The 20,429-nt window shown below is 53.1% G+C and carries 16 protein-coding genes and 2 pseudogenes; 9 read left to right on the forward strand and 9 right to left on the reverse strand.

Annotated features, from left to right (window positions below):
• The first annotated feature begins 5 nt into the window (after window positions 1-5).
• From GKC68_RS10680 to GKC68_RS10695, 4 genes and pseudogenes are all read left to right on the forward strand, one after another.
• Entirely contained in the window at window positions 6-1,436 is a 1,431-nt protein-coding gene (locus GKC68_RS10680; protein WP_342656836.1) for a phage portal protein, read from the forward strand.
• Window positions 1,390-2,226: a hypothetical protein gene (locus tag GKC68_RS10685; RefSeq protein WP_342656837.1), complete on the forward strand. Its 837-nt coding sequence runs from the start codon at window positions 1,390-1,392 to the stop codon at window positions 2,224-2,226. The genes GKC68_RS10680 and GKC68_RS10685 overlap by 47 nt, the downstream gene beginning before the upstream one ends.
• Window positions 2,207-2,407 (forward strand): annotated as a pseudogene (locus tag GKC68_RS10690) (NUDIX hydrolase); the annotation flags it as partial. The gene GKC68_RS10685 and the pseudogene GKC68_RS10690, both read left to right, overlap by 20 nt.
• Window positions 2,404-3,006 (forward strand): annotated as a pseudogene (locus GKC68_RS10695) (DUF4113 domain-containing protein); the annotation flags it as partial. The pseudogenes GKC68_RS10690 and GKC68_RS10695, both read left to right, overlap by 4 nt.
• A 56-nt stretch (window positions 3,007-3,062) precedes the next feature.
• Here the strand turns inward: GKC68_RS10695 and GKC68_RS10700 are convergent.
• Window positions 3,063-3,815, reverse strand: a complete 753-nt coding sequence (locus GKC68_RS10700; RefSeq protein WP_342656838.1) for a hypothetical protein — start codon at window positions 3,813-3,815, stop codon at window positions 3,063-3,065.
• 847 nt (window positions 3,816-4,662) lie between these two features.
• Window positions 4,663-5,319 carry an MgtC/SapB family protein gene (locus GKC68_RS10705; RefSeq protein WP_006119272.1) on the reverse strand — a complete coding sequence of 219 codons (657 nt, stop codon included), beginning with the start codon at window positions 5,317-5,319 and terminating at the stop codon, window positions 4,663-4,665.
• Window positions 5,320-5,501: 182 nt separating this feature from the next.
• Here GKC68_RS10705 and GKC68_RS10710 point away from each other — a divergent pair, with 182 nt between their 5' ends.
• Window positions 5,502-5,777: a DUF333 domain-containing protein gene (locus GKC68_RS10710; RefSeq protein ID WP_028724227.1), complete on the forward strand. Its 276-nt coding sequence runs from the start codon at window positions 5,502-5,504 to the stop codon at window positions 5,775-5,777.
• A 33-nt stretch (window positions 5,778-5,810) separates the two neighbouring features.
• Here the strand turns inward: GKC68_RS10710 and GKC68_RS10715 are convergent, their stop codons facing one another.
• Window positions 5,811-6,803, reverse strand: coding sequence for a 2-hydroxyacid dehydrogenase (locus tag GKC68_RS10715; protein WP_028724228.1), 993 nt, complete (start codon window positions 6,801-6,803; stop codon window positions 5,811-5,813).
• A gap of 142 nt (window positions 6,804-6,945) precedes the next feature.
• Here GKC68_RS10715 and GKC68_RS10720 point away from each other — a divergent pair, with 142 nt between their 5' ends.
• Genes GKC68_RS10720 through GKC68_RS10730 form a run of 3 tightly spaced genes read left to right on the forward strand, consistent with a single transcriptional unit; the run spans window position 6,946 to window position 10,096 of the window.
• Window positions 6,946-9,579, forward strand: a complete 2,634-nt coding sequence (locus tag GKC68_RS10720; RefSeq protein ID WP_342656839.1) for a YdbH family protein — start codon at window positions 6,946-6,948, stop codon at window positions 9,577-9,579.
• On the forward strand, window positions 9,576-9,764 hold the full coding sequence (locus GKC68_RS10725) for a YnbE family lipoprotein (RefSeq protein WP_014605768.1): 189 nt from the start codon (window positions 9,576-9,578) through the stop codon (window positions 9,762-9,764). The genes GKC68_RS10720 and GKC68_RS10725 overlap by 4 nt, the downstream gene beginning before the upstream one ends.
• A gap of 11 nt (window positions 9,765-9,775) precedes the next feature.
• Entirely contained in the window at window positions 9,776-10,096 is a 321-nt protein-coding gene (locus GKC68_RS10730) for a YdbL family protein (protein WP_028724231.1), read from the forward strand.
• A gap of 71 nt (window positions 10,097-10,167) precedes the next feature.
• Here the strand turns inward: GKC68_RS10730 and azoR are convergent, their stop codons facing one another.
• Window positions 10,168-10,767, reverse strand: coding sequence for an FMN-dependent NADH-azoreductase (azoR, locus tag GKC68_RS10735; protein WP_028724232.1), 600 nt, complete (start codon window positions 10,765-10,767; stop codon window positions 10,168-10,170).
• Window positions 10,768-11,014: 247 nt separating this feature from the next.
• Between azoR and hrpA the strand changes: the two genes are divergently transcribed.
• Window positions 11,015-14,914 carry an ATP-dependent RNA helicase HrpA gene (hrpA, locus tag GKC68_RS10740; RefSeq protein WP_342656840.1) on the forward strand — a complete coding sequence of 1,300 codons (3,900 nt, stop codon included), beginning with the start codon at window positions 11,015-11,017 and terminating at the stop codon, window positions 14,912-14,914.
• Between the two features lie 83 nt (window positions 14,915-14,997).
• Here hrpA and GKC68_RS10745 read toward each other — a convergent pair whose 3' ends face one another.
• The 5 genes from GKC68_RS10745 to rstA form a co-directional block, all read right to left on the reverse strand.
• Entirely contained in the window at window positions 14,998-15,807 is an 810-nt protein-coding gene (locus tag GKC68_RS10745; protein WP_342656841.1) for a serine protease, read from the reverse strand.
• Between the two features lie 278 nt (window positions 15,808-16,085).
• Window positions 16,086-16,583, reverse strand: a complete 498-nt coding sequence (asr, locus tag GKC68_RS10750; protein ID WP_013025879.1) for an acid resistance repetitive basic protein Asr — start codon at window positions 16,581-16,583, stop codon at window positions 16,086-16,088.
• Window positions 16,584-16,751: 168 nt separating this feature from the next.
• Window positions 16,752-18,239 carry a carboxypeptidase M32 gene (locus GKC68_RS10755; protein ID WP_342656842.1) on the reverse strand — a complete coding sequence of 496 codons (1,488 nt, stop codon included), beginning with the start codon at window positions 18,237-18,239 and terminating at the stop codon, window positions 16,752-16,754.
• A gap of 18 nt (window positions 18,240-18,257) precedes the next feature.
• Window positions 18,258-19,559, reverse strand: a complete 1,302-nt coding sequence (gene rstB, locus GKC68_RS10760; protein WP_058705706.1) for a two-component system sensor histidine kinase RstB — start codon at window positions 19,557-19,559, stop codon at window positions 18,258-18,260.
• Complete coding sequence (gene rstA / locus GKC68_RS10765) at window positions 19,556-20,281, reverse strand: two-component system response regulator RstA (RefSeq protein ID WP_028724236.1); 726 nt, start codon at window positions 20,279-20,281, stop codon at window positions 19,556-19,558. The genes rstB and rstA overlap by 4 nt, the downstream gene beginning before the upstream one ends.
• Window positions 20,282-20,429: the final 148 nt, after the last annotated feature.

Raw genomic sequence — 20,429 nt, forward strand, 5'->3', positions numbered from 1 at the left:
CTGTAATGGCAGAAATTCAGATCAATACCAACCTTAGCTCTGAGCTAATGCAGATACTCGATAGCGAGGCTATCAAGCCGGGTACCGATGTTGGCTACAACACCTGCAAGCTGCTCTGGCAGTTCCATCCCCTCGGCGGGAAGCTGGTGGAAAAGCCGATCAACATGGCGATGTGCAAACCGCGCTCCTATAACGTCGAGACTGACCCGGATGAACGTGTTGTTCGCCAGTTTCGCGAAGTGTGGGAGCGTATGGGCCTCAATGAGAAGATAAAGAATCTTTTTTACGTATCCCGTTGTTATGGTGCTGCCGCGATCGGTGTGGGGACGGATGGCGTGACGTGCAAAGACCCGCTGCCGACTTTTGGGCTGAGAGAAGAAGACGTTTACATCAACGTCTGGGATCCGCTTAATGCTGCCGGCAGCATGGTCACGAACCAAAACCCGAATAGCCGGTTCTTTCAGCAGGCGAATGCAACGCTGAAAATAGCGTCAAAAAACTGGCATCCATCGCGCACGCGGAAAATATTCAACGGCACACCGATTTACCTCGAATATCAGAACTCAACGTTCGGCTTTACTGGCCGCAGCGTGTTTCAGCGTGTTCTGTATCCGATGAAGTCGTATATCGGGACGATGGTGGCAAACAATCTCGTGGCTAAAAAGGCAGGCGTTCTCGTTGCCAAAACCGAACAGAACGGCTCGGTAGCCAGCGGCATCATGGCGGCGGCCACAGGTAAGAAAAGGGAAAACGTCAAAATTTCGGAAAATGAAGGGGTGCTCAGTATTGGCACGAAAGACGATATCGAATCGTTGAACCTTCAGAACATAGATAAAGCGCTATCTACAGCCCGTGACAATATTATCAGCGACATTTCTGCTGGTAGTGATGTTCCCGCCATCCTCATCAAAGAAGAAGCCTTTTCCAATGGATTCGGCGAAGGCAAAGAGGATTCCAAAGCCATCAGCCAGTATGTCGATGGGGTGCGTCAGCTTATCGAGCCGGTGATGGATTACTTCGAGCGCCTGGTGCGTTACATCGCCTGGAATGAGGATTTCTATACCTCGCTGAAGAACGATTATCCGGACATTATCACCGAGGATTATCAGACCACTTTCAGAATGTGGGAGCGTGAGTTTGATGCGGGCTGGCAGGAGCTGGTGGAAGAGTCGCCTGATAAGCGCCGTGAGAGCGACAGCAAGGTTGTGCAGCAAGCCGGTGTTCTGTTCTCAATAATGGCACCACAGCTTGATCCTGAAAACAGGGCGATGGCGGCTGAATGGTTGGCCAGCGTGACCAACGCCACCGAAACCTACGGCGACTCACCGATGATTATCGACAAAGAAGCCCTTTCGAAATACCAGCCACCACCACCGCAGGATCCGAATAATGGCGGACAAACGAACCAGCCGCACGAAACCGAAGAGGAAACCTAAAACCCTCTACGAAATGCTGACCGATGCGATTAATTATTACGTTGATAACGGGTGGGATAGGCAGAAATCGTTGCTTTCCTGGTGCCAGAAACTTCGGGTGGCAGCCAGCCGGGAATCACCCAGCGATGATGTAACGCGCAAGCATCTCACATCAATTTACAGCCGCCTCGTCGTTCACGGTGGCGCTTTACGGGACCAGCCTCCGGACGGGCCCAAACAAATCACCCTCGACAAGATTAAGCCAGAACTCCGTAAGGAGCTTGATCGGCGAATCTTTGCCAGCGCCAACCTTATCAAACTGAACCGTGAGCAGGCTATTGAACGCACTGTGCAGCGTTTTCAGGGGTGGGTGACGTCTATCCCTCCGGACGGTGTGAGCGAGATTGATAAAAACGCGCAGAAATCGGCTATTCGGAAATCTGTCACCGACCTGGATTTCATCAGTCGCCGGGTGGCAATCGATCAGGGGCATAAACTTGCGAGCAACGTGAAATACCTGCTTTCCGTTCAGGGTGGCGCTATCGCGTTTCGCTGGCATTCAAACTGGCGGCGGCCTGGTTACGACTATCGCGTCGATCATAAGCACCGCGACACGCTAATTTATCTGATCCGCGACTCCTGGGCGGTACAGCAGGGATTGATTAAGCCCGAATACGGTTATTACGACGAAATTACCGCTGCCGGCGAAGAGCCATTTTGCAGTTGTCAGGTGTTTCCGATTTATGCCCCGCAGAAATTACCTGCCGAGTTTTTAACGGAGAAAGGAAAACGTGAATTTAACCGAGCTTGAATTAGCACAGCGAATAAGGGACGGCACCGCGCCCTCTCCGATGAAGTTTTCGAACATGTGGCTGGTCAATCTGCGCATTACCGGTACCGGGTTAGCGTACCGGACAGGGCTGAAAGAACACGTATGGCGTGATCCAAATCTCTATCTTAACGACGCGTTTCTTCAACGCTGTAACGGGTTGAGCGAACCGTCAGAGAGCTACGTGGCGAACCATGCCTGGAACTGGAAGAATTTGCGCCTACCAAGCAGCAGATCGTGTGTTCACGTTCGTTTGGCTCACGCATCACCGAATACATGGATATGCGCCAGGCCGTATGTTCTTTTGCAGAACGCGCTGCAGAAAAGCTGAGGAAGGAAAGGCAGTACTGCAAACAGATCGCTGTATTTGTCCGTACCAGCCCTCATGCAGAGGGAGAAGTGTTTTACGGCAATCAGGCCAACGGAAAATTGCTCACACCTTCTAACGATACCCGCGACATTATCCGGGTAGCTATGGACGCACTGGATCAGATATGGCTCGACGGTCACCGCTATATGAAAGCAGGCGTAATGCTGGGCGATTTTTTCAGCCAGGGAGTGTCTCAGCTCAACCTGTTTGATGAGTACCGGCCACAGGCTAACAGTGAGGCCCTAATGCGCGTCGTTGACGGCCTGAATCAGAGCGGCAAAGCCAACCTGTTTTTTGCGGGGCAGGGAATCGAAAAATCGTGGACGATGAAGCGCGATATGTTATCGCCAGCTTATACAACAAGATTCACTGACTTACCCTTAGTAAAATAATTGTTTACCACAACTAATCTCATCATTCCTTGAAAATATGTTAATTATAATAATTTTTATTTACTTTCGGCACACTTATGTACTTTCTTAGAAATCACCCTCCAGACAATGATTGTAATTATCAAAGTAGACGCTGCAATCATAATTGCATCAAAAAAAACATCATTGCTCACATTAAATAAAATGCAAAATGGAATGGAGAAGGCAATGATAAAAAAGAAAAGGTTTAATACTACCATTCCATATTTTAAAGCTTTAGCAACCACCAAAGCGCAACCTGTCTTTTCTACTATATTGGCTTTCCTTATAAATAATGCCCCGTCAAATATTCGCGAATTAACAATTTTGATATTGCCTTGTTTAATAGTGGTCCATTGACATGTAAACATTTTAAATGAATGCCAAAATTTAAAAAGGAAAAACATATCAGTAGAAAGTACAGGTTTGAAAAGCTTTAATGAGTCACCAATGAATACAATTGGCATGACATTATAATTTTTGAATAAAGCTGTTAACTTGCGTTTCTTTTTATTTTCAAATAAATCTTTGGATCTTTCGTTTCGATTTTCTTTTGCTTTGCGATAATTTGAATGAAACTTTAACCAGCGTTCGAACTTTCTTAGACAGATTGCATCCTCGCCTAAATTTTGTGACTTTTGAGTGCTTGAACAAAAAATAATGCCTTCAGTGCGCGAAAAGAAATAGCCTTTGCTATGAATTTTTCTGCCATTTCTTTTTGAACATTTATGATAAAGACCTTTTACGCCTCTTTTCTCTAACTTTCTGGAATAAAGTGCAACGACTGACATATAAACAATGTAGATGAACGGTGAAGAACAAGATAAGAGGAACGCTGAGCTATACAGTGTGTCAAAGTTCATAAAATAATCCGTTATTTTTAGCATTATTATGGAATATCATACCCGAAAAATTACACTAATGTTAAGGTTTTCTTTACATTAAAGAACAAAAAAAATCAAAATACTCCCCAGCTAAAAGGTGAACAAAAGGGGCAAAAAAAGGGCAAAAAAAAGTAAAAAGGGCAAAAAAAGGGCATTAATTGAGGTGGTTGGCGGTGATTAGAGTATGTCGCTATTGGCTTCAAGGGGTTGAAATTTAATAAAAAAACAAAACAATTAATAATTTAGTAAAGGTTATAATATACGTTGAGGTTGTACTGCTCTTTCTTGCTCGTTTCTTGATTTTGTTGCATTACGCGGTTTCTCAGTCATCAAAAGGGACGTTCACAGAGTCAGTGTGCGGCTTAACCCGGCCCTGGCCCTGTGGGCCAATGCGCACGCACAAGCCTTTTACGCACTGCCGCGCCCCTTTGATTGGCTCTCTATGACGGCTTGCCACCGGCAGTAAAAGCCAGCGGACAAAAGTATGCCGCGTATGGTACGGATTACGCGTTCAATTTCCAATATCAATTTCTGCGTGCAGCAGAAAGTTCAAAGCTAAGGATACCGCCACGACAGGTCCGTTAGCCCGGTCTGGCGATAGCGATAAACAGGATGATCTGGTTATTCTGCCTGCAAAGGTCAGGCCACCATCCAGAGGTCTGTCAGGCCACTGTCATTTTTGGTGCTGGCGCGGTTCATCGTTAGCCCGGCAGGGCATCTATATCTCCCTGTCGTCCCATTTACTCGTCCCTGATCACATCATTTCCAGCGACTGCACGCCTTTAACTTCCATGATTTTGTCATACAGGTGCGCATCGCTGGATTTGCGCGATAAGGTAACCTGCACGCTTAATTCACAAAGACCGCTTTCTTCGTCCCGGTTAATCACCGAAATATTGCCGTAGCGGATGCCTTCACGTTGCATCACCAGTAACACCAGCGGCACGCTCTTGGCTTTAAGGTAAACAATCAGCGTATGGTGTTTACCAATTAATAAATGGCTCAGGCGGCGGAATACCTCCAGCACCACCAGTGCCAGCACCGTGCCGTAAATGCCAATCTCATACATACCGCTCCCGATCACCAGCCCGATAGCGGCGGTAACCCAGAGTCCCGCCGCCGTGGTCAGGCCTTTTACCACCTGCTTTTGAATCAGGATGGTGCCGGCACCCAGAAAGCCCATGCCGCTTACCACCTGCGCCGCAACGCGGCTGGGATCGAGCGCCACATGATCTTTCATCAGCATGTCGGCAAAACCGTATTTCGAAACCAGCATAAACATGGCGCTGCCGATACCGACCAGGATATGGGTACGTAACCCGGCTTCTTTGGCACGCATCTGGCGTTCCAGGCCAATCAGCCCGCCTAAAATGCCGGCCAGCGCGATACGAATTAGCATATCCATTAACATTGTTTTTCTCCGGTCATCATCATGTTCAGATAAGTGCAATTACGTGACAGTGTGATAACAGGATAATTCTGCTTGCAATTAGCTGTGAGGTTTTTTGTAAAAAGCTGTTTCTTCTATCGACCCCGCGTCAGGGCTGACATATTCTTGCTAAGCCTTTAACTCACCTTCCCGGAGTCTGATTGATGAAAGCCGCTACTTTTCTGCTGGCTGGTGCCGCGTTGATACTGTCTGCCTGTAGCAGTAACAGCGATGACAACGAGCCACCACAACAAGCTACTGCCGCCCATGTTCAGCCACACGTGGTGATGTCGTCTGTGGCAGAGGCAAATTGTGCCAATGCAGGGGGGACACTGGCGTTCTCAAGTCAGCTGGACGGATCACGCATCGGGATGTGCCAGTTAGTTAACGGCCGCCGCTGCAGCGAACAAGCGCTGATCGGCGGTAACTGCGCACGCTAACGGGTTCAGGCCGGATAACACCGGCCGGATACGTCAGGCGGTAACCTGATTCTGACAGGCTTCGCCGCGATTTAGCTGGCTGAGGTTTTCCAGCGTGGTATCTGAAATCGCCGTCAGGGCTTCGGCGGTGAGAAACGCCTGATGACCGGTAAACAGCACGTTATGACAGGCTGACAGGCGGCGGAATACATCATCCTGAATCACATCATTAGATTTGTCTTCAAAGAACAGATCCCGCTCGTTTTCATAAACGTCCATGCCCAGCGAGCCAATTTTTTGCTGCTTCAGCGCATCAATCGCAGCCTGAGAATCAATTAATCCGCCCCGACTGGTATTTATGATCATGACGCCGTCCCGCATCTGCGAAAAAGCCTGTGCGTTAAGTAAATGGTGGTTCTCCGCCGTCAGTGGGCAATGCAGGCTGATGACGTGCGACTCGGCAAACAGGGTTTTCAGATCGACATATTCCGCGCCGAGCGATAACGCCTGCTCGCTGGGATAAGGATCAAAAGCCAGTAAACGCATTCCGAACCCTTTTAATATGCGCAGCGTGGCGATGCCGATTTTGCCGGTGCCAATGATTCCGGCCGTTTTATTATGCATGTTAAAACCGGTCAGGCCGTCCAGCGAAAAATTGGCATCGCGGGTGCGCTGATAAGCGCGATGAATCCGGCGGTTTAGCGTCATCATCAGCCCCACAGCATGCTCGGCAACGGCCTCCGGGGAGTAGGCAGGCACGCGGACGACCAGTAGCCCCAGCTCGGCTGCCGCGTCGAGATCGACATTGTTAAATCCCGCACAGCGCAGCGCAATGTAGCGGATGCCCAGCCGCGCCAGCTCTTCAAGCACCGGGCGGCTGCCGTCGTCATTCACAAAGATACATACCGCATCGCAGTCTACCGCCGTCTTCGCCGTGCTTTCGCTGAGTAAAAAATCAAAAAAGACCAGTTCGAAACCATACTGTTGGTTGACCTGTTCAAGGTACTTCTGGTCATAGTGTTTAGTACTGTATACGGCGATTTTCATCGTTGTGCTCCTGAAAAGGGAATGTAACAAGAATAACGTTTTCTGTTGCTTTTTGCTGGTCGCTGTTTACCTTTCGCGGTGAAACCTTCACCTTCCGGACGTTACGTGCCATCATTATTCACAGGATAGTGAGAAAAAAAGGATGCTTGTCTTCATGCCGCGGATTTTCCGTCGACGACTCGCCGCTGTTCTGGCACTGATTTTATTGCTGCTGGGATTACTACTGACGATCACACAGTGGCTGCCGCGCCTGGTGGGCATTTGGCTGCCTGCAGGTACGCGCGTCGAGCTGGAGGGCGCGCCACGCTGGCGGAACGGGCAGGTGCTGTTTCCCAACATCCATTACCTGACGGATGACTGTCGTCTGGCGAGTGTCAAAAACGCCGCGCTGGGTTGGCATCACGCGCGCTGGGCGCTCAATGCGGATCAGGTCACGCTGGAAACTGAATGTCTGAAACAGCTTCCTGAAACGCAAAACGATACGGCCGCGCCCAAAACGCTGGCCCAGTGGCAGGCAATGTTGCCGGGCGCCGACATTCATATTGGTAAACTGACCGTGTCCCCGTGGCAGGATTATGCTGGCGGGTTGGATCTGACGCTGGATAAATCGCGCCAGCAGTTACACTACCGCGGTGATAACCTGCAGCTCGACGCCACATTACAAGGACAGCAGCTCAATATCAGCCAACTGACGGTGATGCATCCCGCTTTACCTGAACCGCTCAGCCTCAATGGCCACTTCGAACTGCCCAAATATGCCAACGGCTTGCCGGTGAACGGGGAAATTACCGGCACGCTGGCGCTGACGGCGTTCCCGCAACCCGTGGACGCTGCGCTCAGCTGGTCGCATCAACGTGGTCTGCTTAATGTCACCACGGCGGGCATCGATCGTCCTTTGCTCCATCTTCCCTGGCAGGCCAGCCGAACCCGTATTGATATCGAAAAAGGTGAATATTACTGGCCACTGGCCTCGCAGCCGCTGTCGGGTTTCGTCAATCTGACGCTGAATAACTGGCAGGACGGGCTGGAGGCGACCCAAATCGTTGGTCGTCTCAATATGCTCACGCAGGGCCGGGGCGGTAAAGGTAACGTAGTGCTGGGGATGGGGCCGGGCTACCTCAGTCTTACGCAAAGCCAGCTGCCTTTGCAGCTCACGGGCGAAAGCAAATTCGCGGCGATGCAGCTTTACGGCAGCATTCCCGGCGAGTTGAACGGCTCGTTGCTGAATCCGCAACTGACGGTAAAACCCAAAGCACTTTTGCGCCTGCGCGGGCGTTTGCTCTCCACGCTGGAAGTCGATGAAGCGCGCTGGCCGCTGGCCGGCGTGCGCTTATCTTCGCAAGGCATCTCAGGACGTCTGCAGGCCATTCTCCGCGCTCACGATCCCAGCTTTGGCCGCTTTACGCTGCACCTGGATGGCGGCGCGCATCACTTCTGGCCGGATTCAGGCGTCTGGGACTGGCGTTACTGGGGCGAGGGAGAAATGCGCCCTTTACAGGCAAAGTGGGACGTCAAAGGCACGGGCGGCTGGCGCGATACGCTGATTCATCTGGATAGCCTGTCTACAGGTTTCAATCAGCTGGAATACGGCAGCGTTCGGGTAGAGAAGCCGCGCTTAACGCTGACGGCGCCGGTGAACTGGCAGCGTGATGCGCGCCACCCGTCATTTACCGGCCAGTTCCAGATGCAGGCAGGAGAAACGCGCTTCAGCTACGGTGGCAGGCTGGCGGCCTCAACGCTGGACTTTGGCGCAACGGGCAGCGATCCGGGGCATTTCGTCTGGGGCGGACAGCTGAAAGCGGGCAAGGTGGGGCCGGTACGTGTTAACGGTCGATGGGACGGCGAGCGTTTACGCGGACAGGCCTGGTGGCCAACGCAGTCGCTAACGGTATTTCAGCCGCTTCTCAGCCCTGAACGTAAAATGAAAATTCAGTCAGGTGAGTTACGCGCTCAGGTGGCTTTTTCTGCCGCCGCCAGACAGGGCTTTCAGGCTGGCGGTCACTGGACGGTGAAAAACGGCAGCGTCTGGACGCAGGACAGCCAGGTCAACGGGGTGGATTTTTCGCTGCCCTTCCGACTGCAAAATCAACAGTGGCATTTCGGGTTACGCGGGCCGGTTTCGTTACGTATCGCCGAGATTAAAAATCAGTTTGCGATGCAGAACATTCGGGCCGACCTGCAGGGCGCTTATCCATGGCGTGAAAACGATCCGCTATGGTTACAGGATGTCAGTATGGATCTGCTGGGCGGACACATTATTCTGCCATCCCTGCGCCTGCCTCAGCACAGCCCGGCGCGCGTCTCGCTCCGTAACATCAGCCTGAGCAGGCTCGTCAGCGCCATTAAACCCAAACAGTTTGCCATGTCAGGAAACGTGAATGGCGAGTTACCGCTTTGGATCAGTAATCCCCACTGGATTATTGAAAATGGCTGGATTGCCAACAGCGGGCCGCTGACTTTCCGTCTGGACAAAGATATGGCCGATGCCATTACCCGCAACAATGTCGCGGCCGGTGCGGCGATGGACTGGCTGCGCTATATGGAGATTTCGCGGTCATGGGCCACGCTTAATCTGGACAATCTCGGGGAACTGTCGATGGAAGCCCAGGTAAAAGGCACCAGCCGCTTCAGTAACCGTAATCAGATCGTCAATTTAAATTTTCGTTATCAGGAAAACCTGTTCCAGCTGTGGCGCAGCCTGCGCTTTGGCGATAATTTGCAATCCTGGGTGGAGGAAAATGCCACCCTGCCGTCAAAAAAGGATCAATCACCATGAGCCTCAGGGCCTTATTGCTGATGGTAGCCTGGCTACCGCTGATGGGTTGTGTGCCACGTATCGAAGTGGCCGCGCCAAAAGACCCCATCACCATTAATATGAATGTGAAAATTGAGCATGAGATCCACATCAAAGTGGACAAGGATGTCGAAGCCTTACTGAAAAACCAGAGCGGCCTGTTCTGAGGAGAGCCAGCATGAAACGCATTGGTCTTGCACTTTTACTGGCGACGACGGTGAGCCAGCCGGCCTGGGCTCTGACGCTTGATGAGGCCCGCCAGTCGGGCCGGGTCGGCGAAACCCTGTCCGGTTATATTGCCCCTCGATCAGACGACAGCGAAACCCTCGCACTGGTTAAACGCATCAATGATGGACGGCGCACCGAGTACCAGCGTCTTGCCGGGCAGAACAACCTGAAAACCGATGAGGTGGCCCGCATCGCGGGACAAAAGCTGGTCACGCGGGCGGGAGCGGGAGAGTACGTTCAGGGCATTAACGGGCAGTGGTTGCAGAAATAGCCCGATCGGGCAGGGCGATGCAGGCATAAAAAAACCGGGCTGATGCCCGGTTCTGGCTTAAAACAGCATTATCACGCAGTGACAATCTGCTTAATCGCGTCTTTGGCTTCGCTGGTTGCTTTCGTAGCCACTTCCGGGCCGTAAGCGATGCCTTCAGCCAACACGAACTCAACGTCGGTGATGCCGATAAAGCCCAGGAACAGCTTGACGTAAGGAGTCAGCAGGTCAGAAGGGCTGTCTTTGTGAATACCACCACGGCTCGACAGAATCACCGCACGCTTACCTTTTACCAGGCCTTCCGGGCCCGCTTCGGTATAACGGAAGGTCACGCCAGCACGCGCGATCAGGTCGAAATAGTTCTTCAGCTGAGTCGGGATGTTGAAGTTGTACATTGGGGCCGCCATCACGATAACGTCGTGCGCCTGCAGCTCGGCAATCAGTTCATCAGACAGTGCCAGCGCTTCCTGCTGACGCGGTGACAGTGGCGCATCAGAAGGGCGCAGTGCGCCAACTAACTCACCGTCCAGTACCGGAACCGGATTGGCAGCCAGATCGCGAACGGTGATCTGATCGCCCTTAGCCTGTGCCTGCTCAATATAGAAGTCTGCCAGCTGGCTTGACTGAGAATAGCCCGCAAGAATGCTTGATTTCAGAACGAGTACTTTGCTCATAGTAGTTTCCTGTCTGTTATGCGGAAGGCTTTCCGCTCAATGGTTTACACTTTACAAACATCGGCCTTAGGGTGAAAGCGCAATATTTCGAGAGCTATATTCGAATTAATTGAACAAGCCGGTTTTGCCGACCATCACGGCGTAAGAGGGAATGTGCTATGCTAGGCGCAATTATTAGCGTTAATCAGCGGGTTATCTTAGCACTGTACGCTGAATCCACACCGTCTGAGTAAGGTACGTCATTACTATGTCTTCTCCGGTTTCATCCCCATTAACGCCGCTCTGGTCGCGGCTTGATGCGTTAATGCTGCGTGACCGTCAACGCTTGCAGCGTCGGTTACATGGCGCCAAAAAAATCAAAAATCCCGACGCTCAGCAAAGCATCGCCGCCGAGCTTGAGCAGGATATCATTGTTGCAGAGCGCCGCGTTGCACAGCGTGTTGCGGCGACGCCGCGCATCACGTTTCCGGAAAATCTGCCGGTCAGCCAGAAGCAGCAGGCCATCGCAGAGGCGATTCGTGAACACCAGGTGGTTATCGTCGCGGGCGAAACCGGATCGGGCAAAACCACCCAGTTGCCCAAAATTTGCCTGTCGCTGGGACGCGGTATCACCGGTTTAATTGGTCACACTCAGCCGCGTCGGCTGGCGGCGCGAACCGTTGCCAACCGCATCGCCGACGAGCTGGACACGTCGCTCGGTGGCTGTGTCGGTTACAAGGTGCGGTTTAACGATCAGGTCAGCGAAACGACCCAGATTAAACTCATGACAGACGGCATCCTGCTGGCGGAAATCCAGCAGGACCGCATGCTGATGCAGTATGACACCATCATCATTGATGAGGCGCATGAACGCAGCCTGAATATCGACTTCCTGCTGGGCTATCTGCGGGAGTTACTGCCGCGTCGTCCCGATCTGAAAGTGATTATTACGTCAGCAACCATCGATCCCCAGCGCTTCTCTCGCCATTTCAACAACGCGCCGGTGATTGAGGTGTCGGGCCGCACCTATCCGGTAGAAGTGCGTTACCGTCCGGTAGTGGAAGAGGCGGAGGATGTTGACCGCGATCAACTGCAGGCTATCTTCGATGCGGTAGATGAGCTGGGGCGGGAAAGCCGGGGCGACATCCTGATTTTTATGAGCGGTGAGCGCGAAATTCGCGATACCGCCGACGCGCTGATGAAGCGCGATCTGCCCCATACCGACGTGTTGCCGCTCTATGCCCGTCTGTCTAACAGCGAGCAGAACCGGGTATTTCAGTCGCACAGCGGGCGGCGTATCGTGCTGGCGACCAACGTCGCCGAAACGTCGCTGACCGTACCGGGTATCAAATACGTTATCGATCCCGGCACGGCGCGTATCAGCCGCTACAGCTATCGCACGAAAGTGCAGCGCCTGCCGATAGAGCCGATTTCGCAGGCCTCTGCGAATCAGCGTAAAGGACGTTGCGGGCGCGTGTCGGAAGGGATCTGCATACGGCTCTATGCCGAAGACGATTTCCTGAGCCGTCCGGCATTTACCGATCCTGAAATCCTGCGCACCAATCTGGCCTCGGTTATCTTGCAGATGACCGCGCTGGGGCTGGGCGATATTGCGGCCTTCCCGTTTGTGGAAGCACCGGATAAACGTCACATTCAGGACGGCGTCAGGCTCCTGGAGGAGCTGGGGGCATTAACCCTCAATGATGACGGACATTACTCACTTACCGGCTCCGGCCGCCAGTTGGCGCAGTTGCCCGTCGATCCGCGCCTGGCGCGCATGGTGCTGGCAGCACAGCAGTATGGCTGCGTGCGGGAAGTGATGATCATCGCTGCTGGCTTATCAATTCAGGACCCGCGCGAACGTCCCGCCGACAAAAAGCAGGCCTCGGATGAAAAACACCGGCGCTTTGCGGATAAAGAGTCTGATTTTGTGGCGTTTGTGAACCTGTGGAACTACCTGGGCGAACAGCAGAAAGCGCTATCCGGTAACCTGTTCCGCCGTCAGTGTAAAACAGACTATTTAAACTATCTGCGCGTGCGCGAATGGCAGGATATCTATACCCAGCTCCGCCAGGTGGTGCGCGAACTGGGCATTCCCGTTAACAGCGAGCCAGCGGAGTACAGAGAGATTCACTGTGCCTTGCTGACTGGCTTACTGTCACATATCGGTCAGAAAGATGCCGATAAACAAGAGTTTACCGGCGCACGCAATGCCCGTTTTGCTATCTTTCCCGGCTCCGGGCTGTTTAAAAAGCCGCCTAAATGGACAATGGTCGCTGAACTGGTGGAAACCAGCCGGCTGTGGGGCCGCATGGCGGCGCGTATCGACCCCGAGTGGATTGAGCCGCTGGCGCAGCACCTGATCAAACGCAGCTACAGTGAACCTCACTGGGAGAAATCGCAGGGCGCGGTGATGGCCAGCGAAAAGGTTACCCTGTACGGTTTGCCGATTGTGGCCGCACGTAAGGTGAATTACGGCACCATCGATCCCACGCTCAGCCGCGAGCTGTTTATTCGCCATGCGCTGGTTGAGGGCGACTGGCAGACGCGTCATGCGTTTTTCCGCGCTAATCAGAAACTGCGCAGCGAAGTCGAAGATCTGGAACATAAATCCCGTCGCCGCGATATTCTGGTGGATGATGAAACGCTGTTTGCTTTCTACGATCGGCGCGTGGGCAAGGACGTCGTTTCAGCCCGCCATTTTGACACGTGGTGGAAGCAGGCCAGCAAAACCAATGCTGAACTGCTGAACTTTGATAAGCAGATGCTGATTAAAGAAGGGGCGGATAACGTCAGCCAGCTGGACTATCCCAACGTCTGGCATCAGGGAAACCTTAAACTCAAGCTGAGTTATCAGTTTGAACCCGGTGCGGATGCCGATGGCGTGACGGTCCATATACCTTTACCGCTCCTTAACCAGGTGGAGGAAGCGGGTTTTGAATGGCAGATCCCCGGCGTGCGGCGCGAGCTGATCATCGCCCTGATTAAATCGTTACCTAAGCCACTGCGCCGCAACCTGGTGCCTGCACCCAACTATGCTGAGGCGTTTCTGGGCCGTGTTACCGCCATGGAGATGCCGCTGCTGGATGCGCTGTCGCGGGAATTCCGCCGCATGACCGGCGTGACGCTGGAGCGAGACAACTGGCAGTGGGAACAGGTGCCCGATCATCTGAAAATGACGTTTCGGGTGGTCGATGAGCACAACCGCAAACTTGAGGAAGGCAAAGATCTCGCTGCGTTGAAACGCCTGTTAAAAGGAAAGGTGCAGGAAACGCTCTCTAACGTGGCGGACGATGGCCTGGAGCAGAGCGGTTTGCACCTCTGGAGCTTTGGCGATTTACCGCGCAGTTACCAGCAAAAGCGCGGCAGCTATGAGGTTAAAGCCTGGCCAGCCCTGGTTGACGAGAAGGACAGCGTGGGCATCCGCTTATTCGACAGCGAGCACGAGCAGCAGAAAATGATGTGGCGCGGTCAGCGCCGCCTGTTGTTGCTGAATATTCCGTCGCCGGTGAAGTATCTGCATGAAAAGTTGCCGAACAAAGCCAAGCTGGGGCTGTATTTTAACCCTTACGGCAAGGTCATGGAGCTGATTGATGACTGCATTGCCTGCGGTGTTGACAAGTTAATCGCCGAAGCCGGTGGCCCGGCATGGGAGCAAACGCGGTTCGAAGCGCTAAGGGAAAAAGTGCGCGCCGAGCTCAATGATACCGTGGTAGAGATCGCAAAGCAGGTTGAGCAGATTCTGACAGCGGTATTTTCGATTAACAAACGTCTGAAAGGGCGGGTAGATATGACGCTGGCGCTGGCACTGGCGGATATCAAAGCGCAGATGAACGGCCTGGTTTACCGGGGTTTTGTCACCCAAAATGGCTGGCAGCATCTGGCAGATACGCTGCGTTATCTGCACGGCATTGAGCGACGGCTGGAGAAGCTGCCGGTCGATCCTCATAGCGATCGCGCCCGAATGCTCAAAGTTCAGGCCATCGAGCAAGCGAGGCAGGCATGGTGGAATAAATTGCCGCCGCAGCGTCAGGATGACGCGGACGTGCAGCATATCCGCTGGATGATTGAAGAGCTACGAATCAGCCAGTTTGCGCAACAGCTGGGAACGCCTTATCCGATTTCGGATAAACGCATCTTACAGGCGATGGAGCAAATTGCAGGGTAGCCATTGATGGCTGATGTGATGAGCGAAAAAAAAGCCCGCATCTTGATGGATGCGGGCTTTTTTATGCGTCCCGATCGTGTAACCTACTGGGCCAGTGCTTCAAGCCGGTCTTTGAAGGAGGTCACGGCAATCGCCCGGTTATCGGCAAGATAGCGATCTTTTGCGGCAGGTGCCGAACTCTGCACGGCAATCAGCTGCCAGCCTTTATTGCCTTTTAACAGTAGAGGCGAACCACTGTCACCCGGCAGCGTATCACACTGGTGTGATAACACGGCACGCTGCGCCCAGCCGGTAATCAGGCAGTCGCTGTGTGAATACAAGCTGTCGAGATGATCGGCAGGGTAGCCAGCCTGAGTCACTTTACGTCCGGCTTCTTTAAGCGCGTCCGTTAAATCACTGCGTGAGCCATCAAACAGCGGAATCGGCGTAATGGCAGAAGGGGGATTGCGTAAAATAACCAGACCATAGTCGAACGGTGCTGCGCTGCTGGGGACGATCCATCCTTCGCCATCGGCTTTCAGCCTGTGGACCAGAGAAGGTTCAACGCGGGCATCAATGTCGTGGATCTCGTAGCGCCAGCCTTTTTTGGTCGACATAAAGCGCAGCGCGACCGGCTTATCGAACTTGCCCGGTGGCGTCAGTAAACAGTGGCCTGCTGTCAGTGCCAGGTGTGGTGAAATAAGCGTTGCGGTGCACAGGTTACCACTTTCGGTTTCCAGTTGACCTATCGCATCCCAGGGCGCGTCGCTGACGTCGGTAATCGCCTGACGATGATCCTTACCAAAAAACAGCATTTTTATTTCGGCAGGCGTCGGTGAATCATCATTATCATCGGCATGAACAACGGCGGTGAAACTGAAAAGTCCAACGATTAACAGGGTAGCCAGGCGCATAGCACTCTCAATAGCGAGAAAAAGAAAACGTTTTTGTTATTACTGAAGTGACATAACTATAGTCAGTGAGCGGTAAAAAAGGGAGTCTTTTCAGTTAATCAGTACGCGACAGCGACTAAATAAAAAAACTGGCCGCGATAACGCCACATAAGATCATCACAATCAGAATAATTTCGAAGCGATAGCGACGGACCATATTAGCCACTCCAGTAAAGAAACACCCGGCAGAACCGGGTGTTTTAATTATTAACGCTTACTCGGAACCCTAAAGGGTGACCTTATTTTTTAGCGGCTTTTTTGTGGTGCTTTTTAGCAGCCTGGGCTTTCTGAGCTGGTTTAGCTTTGTGGTGTTTTTTAGCGGCCTGGGCTTTCTGGGCTGCTTTAGCTTTGTGGTGTTTTTTAGCAGCCTGAGCTTTCTGGGCTGGTTTAGCTTTGTGGTGTTTCTTAGCAGCCTGAGCTTTCTGGGCTGGTTTAGCTTTGTGATGCTTTTTAGCGGCCTGCGCTTTCTGAGCGGTATCTTTCTTAGCGACTTTCTTTTTAGCCGCCTGAGCTTTCTGCGCGGTGTCTTTCTTCACTGCTTTTTTCTTAGCAGCCTGAGCTTTCTGTGCAGCTTTATGGTGCTTCTTGTGAGCGGCAGCTTTGTGTTCGGTCTTAGCAGGTGCAGCGGTAGTAGTAGTGGTAGCAGCAGCGGCTGGAGCAGCAGTTGTTTCGGCAGCGAAAGCAACTGAAGACAGACCCATGGCAGCGGCGATTACCAGTGCAAATAATTTTTTCATTGCAAAACCCTCGGACTATTTTTTCATGTGTAGCCCACTGCGGGGCCGGTGAAATGACTATATGAGAAAATAACAGGCGCGTCCGTGGGTCATTGGTATCGCCGTGTAACCGATTGTACAAAGTGGGCGGGGGGGAAGTGAAAGGCGGCCTTCAGGCCGCCTGCTACCTTAACTGTTCAGGTAACGCTGCTCAAGATGTTTGCGGAAATAGTGCGGGTTTAGCGCCTCTCCCGTGGCATTAAGCATCAGCTGATCGGTAGAGAAACGGCTGCCGTGTTGCCAGATATTCTGGTGTAGCCAGTCAAAAATGGGCTGCAGTTCGCCATGCAAAATCAGCTCTGCCGACTGTGGAATCGCTTTTTGCAACGCCTGGAACAACTGAGCCGCGTACATCGCGCCCAACGTATAGGTCGGGAAATAGCCGAACGCGCCATCCGTCCAGTGAATATCCTGCATGCAGCCGTTGCGGTAATTCCCACGCGTATCGATGCCCAGAGACTGCTGCATCTTCTCATCCCAGAGTGCGGGGATATCCTCGACCTCAATCTCACTTTCGATGAGCGCACGTTCAATTTCATAACGCAGAATCACGTGGGCCGGATAGCTCAGCTCGTCGGCATCCACGCGAATTAATCCGGGTTTTACCCTCTGAGCTAAACGCACAAAGTTATCAGCCTGCAGTGCCGGTTGCGCCCCCATCTTAGCGATCACCTGCGGCAGGATGCGTTGCAGGAACTGCGCGCTGCGGCCCAACTGCATTTCCATAAACAGACTTTGTGATTCATGAATGGCGGTGGAGCGCGCCAGTGCTACCGGCTGGCCCCGCCACTGTTTGGGCAGGTTTTGCTCGTAACGGGCATGGCCGGTTTCATGGATCACGCCCATCATGGCACTCAGAAATTCATCCTGATTGTAACGGGTGGTGATGCGCACATCGTCGGGGACGCCGCCGCAGAAAGGATGCGCACTGATATCCAGCCGACCATGGTTAAAATCAAAGCCCAGCTCGGCCATAATGCTCAGCCCCAGCTCACGCTGTGCCTCAATGGGGAAGGGCCCCTGAGGGGTTAACTTGGGTTCTTGCGCCTGTTTTTCTACCACCTGTTGCAACAGCGCCGGTAGCCAGGTTTTTAACTGTCCAAACGTCTCATCCAGTCGGGCGCTGGTCATCCCCGGCTCAAAAACATCGAGCAGGGCATCGTAACGGGAACCGCCATTGGCTTGCGCGCGCAGTTGCGCTTCCTCACGACTTAAGCGCACCACCTCTTTCAAGTTTGTGGCAAAGCCCTGCCAGTCATTGGCGGGACGCTGGCTGCGCCAGGCATGTTCACAGCGCGAACCCGCAATGGATTTTGCTTCGACCAGTTCGGCAGGCAGTAAGGTCGCCTGGGTCCAGGCGCGACGCATCTCGAGCAGGTTGGCGCGCTCTACATCATTGAGAGATTGCTGTTCTGCCTGCTCAAGCCAGTCACCCAGACGCTTGTCTGTCAGGATCTGGTGCTGCAAAACACTCATCTCCGCCAGCGCTTCACCCCGCGCAGCACTGCCGCCTGGTGGCATCGTTGTCTGCATGTCCCATCCGGCGATGGCGCTGACGTGGCTAAAACGCGACAGACGCTGAAAAGTGGCACAAAGTTGTTGATAAGCTGAAGTCACATAATGCTCCTGAATGAGTTAACGTCGTGGCAGTTCCCGAAAGGGAAGATCCAGCGGCCAGCAAAAGCGAACGCTAGCCCCGCCAAGCGGGCTGGTTTCAATAGAAACCCGGCCATTTAATGCATGGGCAATAGAGTGAACGATGGCAAGGCCAAGTCCACAGCCCCCGGTGGCGCGGTCACGGCTTGGGTCGAGTCGTACAAAAGGCTCAAATACGCGTTCACGTTCATCAAGGGGAATGCCCGGGCCGTCATCTTCGACCTGTAGGTTTCCCAGCGCGCCATCAAACCACAGGCTGACCCGCAGGCGCTGACCAGCATAACGCAGCGCGTTATTGACCAGGTTATCCAGTACGCGCTCCATCAGTCGGGTATCTGAAATCCCGTAGTTTTCACGCTGGGGTAAATCGAGATCGATCTGTGTCTCCGGGTTTATCGCCCGGAAATCTTCCATGCGCTCACGTAACCAGTTCGCCAGATCCAGCGACTGCAAATTCAGATCGACGCGGGGCCGGTCGAGACGGGCATAGGTCAGCAACTCTTCAATCAGGCTTTCTAACTGGCTGACATCGCGGTTCAATGCCGCTGACTCCGCTTCGGTCAGGTTGTCGCTCATCTCCAGACGATAGCGCAAACGTACCAGCGGCGTTCGCAGTTCGTGGGCGATGCCGTCAATCAGCTGTTTTTTACTGGCGACCAGCGTATTAATGTTTTCCGCCATTTGGTTAAAAGCCACGCCGACCCGGAACAGGCTAGAGGTGCTGTCGAAGTGCGTACGGACATCAAGCTGTCCCTGACCAAAACGCTGAGCCGCGTGCTCCAGCCGCAGCATCTCTTTCCAGTGCGGACGTAGCCAAATAAACACCGGCAACCCCAGCGACATCCCGATAAACACCACCAGGGCCATATCCAGCAGGCGCATCTGATGCAGATAAAACAGGTAAGGGATTGGCCCAACGGTCAGAACGTAGTGGCTGCGGGGAATGTGCTGCAGGAAAGTGTATTTATCATCCAGCGCCACAATTTCGCCTGCGCGCAGCCGGCGCAGTTCATTTTCATCCAGTTCAAACTTACTCATTGGCTCAATGTGCAGCTCAAACGACAACCCGAGATCGAGACTCTTAATCGTCTTATTCCAGTCCCGTGGCGGGATCTCACGCAGTTCGCTGCGGATCAGATAGAGCGAACTGGCCATCAGGTCATTCATTGACTGGCGACCGGCACGCTCGGCGGTAAATTTGTAAACCAGCCCGACCATTAGCGACATCACCAGGAAACAGACAAACAGCAGCAGGTAGAACTGAATAAAAAGTTTTTTCATACCGAACGCGTGTCCCAGGCCTGTGGCGCAAACAGATAGCCTTTATTACGGATGGTTTTAATACGAAATGGCTCGGTGGCGCTGTCGTGCAGCTTTTTGCGCAGGCGCGAAATCGCCACGTCAATGCTGCGATCCATCCCGTCGTAGCTGACGCCGCGCAGCGTTTTTAACAGCGCGTCACGGTTCAGAATTTGCCCGGCATGGCTTGCCAGCACCCAGAGCAAATCGAAATCTGCCGTAGACAGGGCAATGTTCTCGTCAAACAGCACAACCTGACGATTGAGCGCATCAATCGTCAGTGAGCCGAAGCGCAACATGCGCGTGTTTTTCGCTGGCGCCGGGGCTTCTTCGCTTTGCCCCTGCTGGGACTGGCGCAGATGCAGGCGCAGTCGGGCCAGCAACACCGCAGGGGGCGCCGTTTTCAGGATATAATCCTGGGCGCCCATCTCCAGCGCCAGAATATGGTTCATATCGCTGTCGAGAGACGTGAGCAGGACAATCGGTCCCTGCCAGTTCGCGCGTAAGTCACGACAGATTGACATACCGTCTTTGCCTGGCAACATGATATCCAGCATGACCAGGTCGGGCTGCTGCTCAACAATAGTGGCTTCCGCCCGATCGCCGCGCGTCTCCACAATCACTTCAATATCATGTCGTCCAAGGTAAGCGGCAATCAGCGAGCCCACTTCCGGTTCATCTTCAACGTAAACGATTTTGTGCATGATGCTTTCTAACGTAAAAAGGAGGGATAAAGCATAACTTTTCCTGACGCAGAGCTCTATGCAATCACACGAAATATCCTTGAGTAACTGGGATATATTCCGCAAAATAGACAGTCATTAACCCTGCGTTTAACGTGTGTTCCGGATT

The organism is Pantoea sp. RSPAM1, assembly GCF_038816185.1.
GTDB lineage: Bacteria > Pseudomonadota > Gammaproteobacteria > Enterobacterales > Enterobacteriaceae > Pantoea > Pantoea ananatis.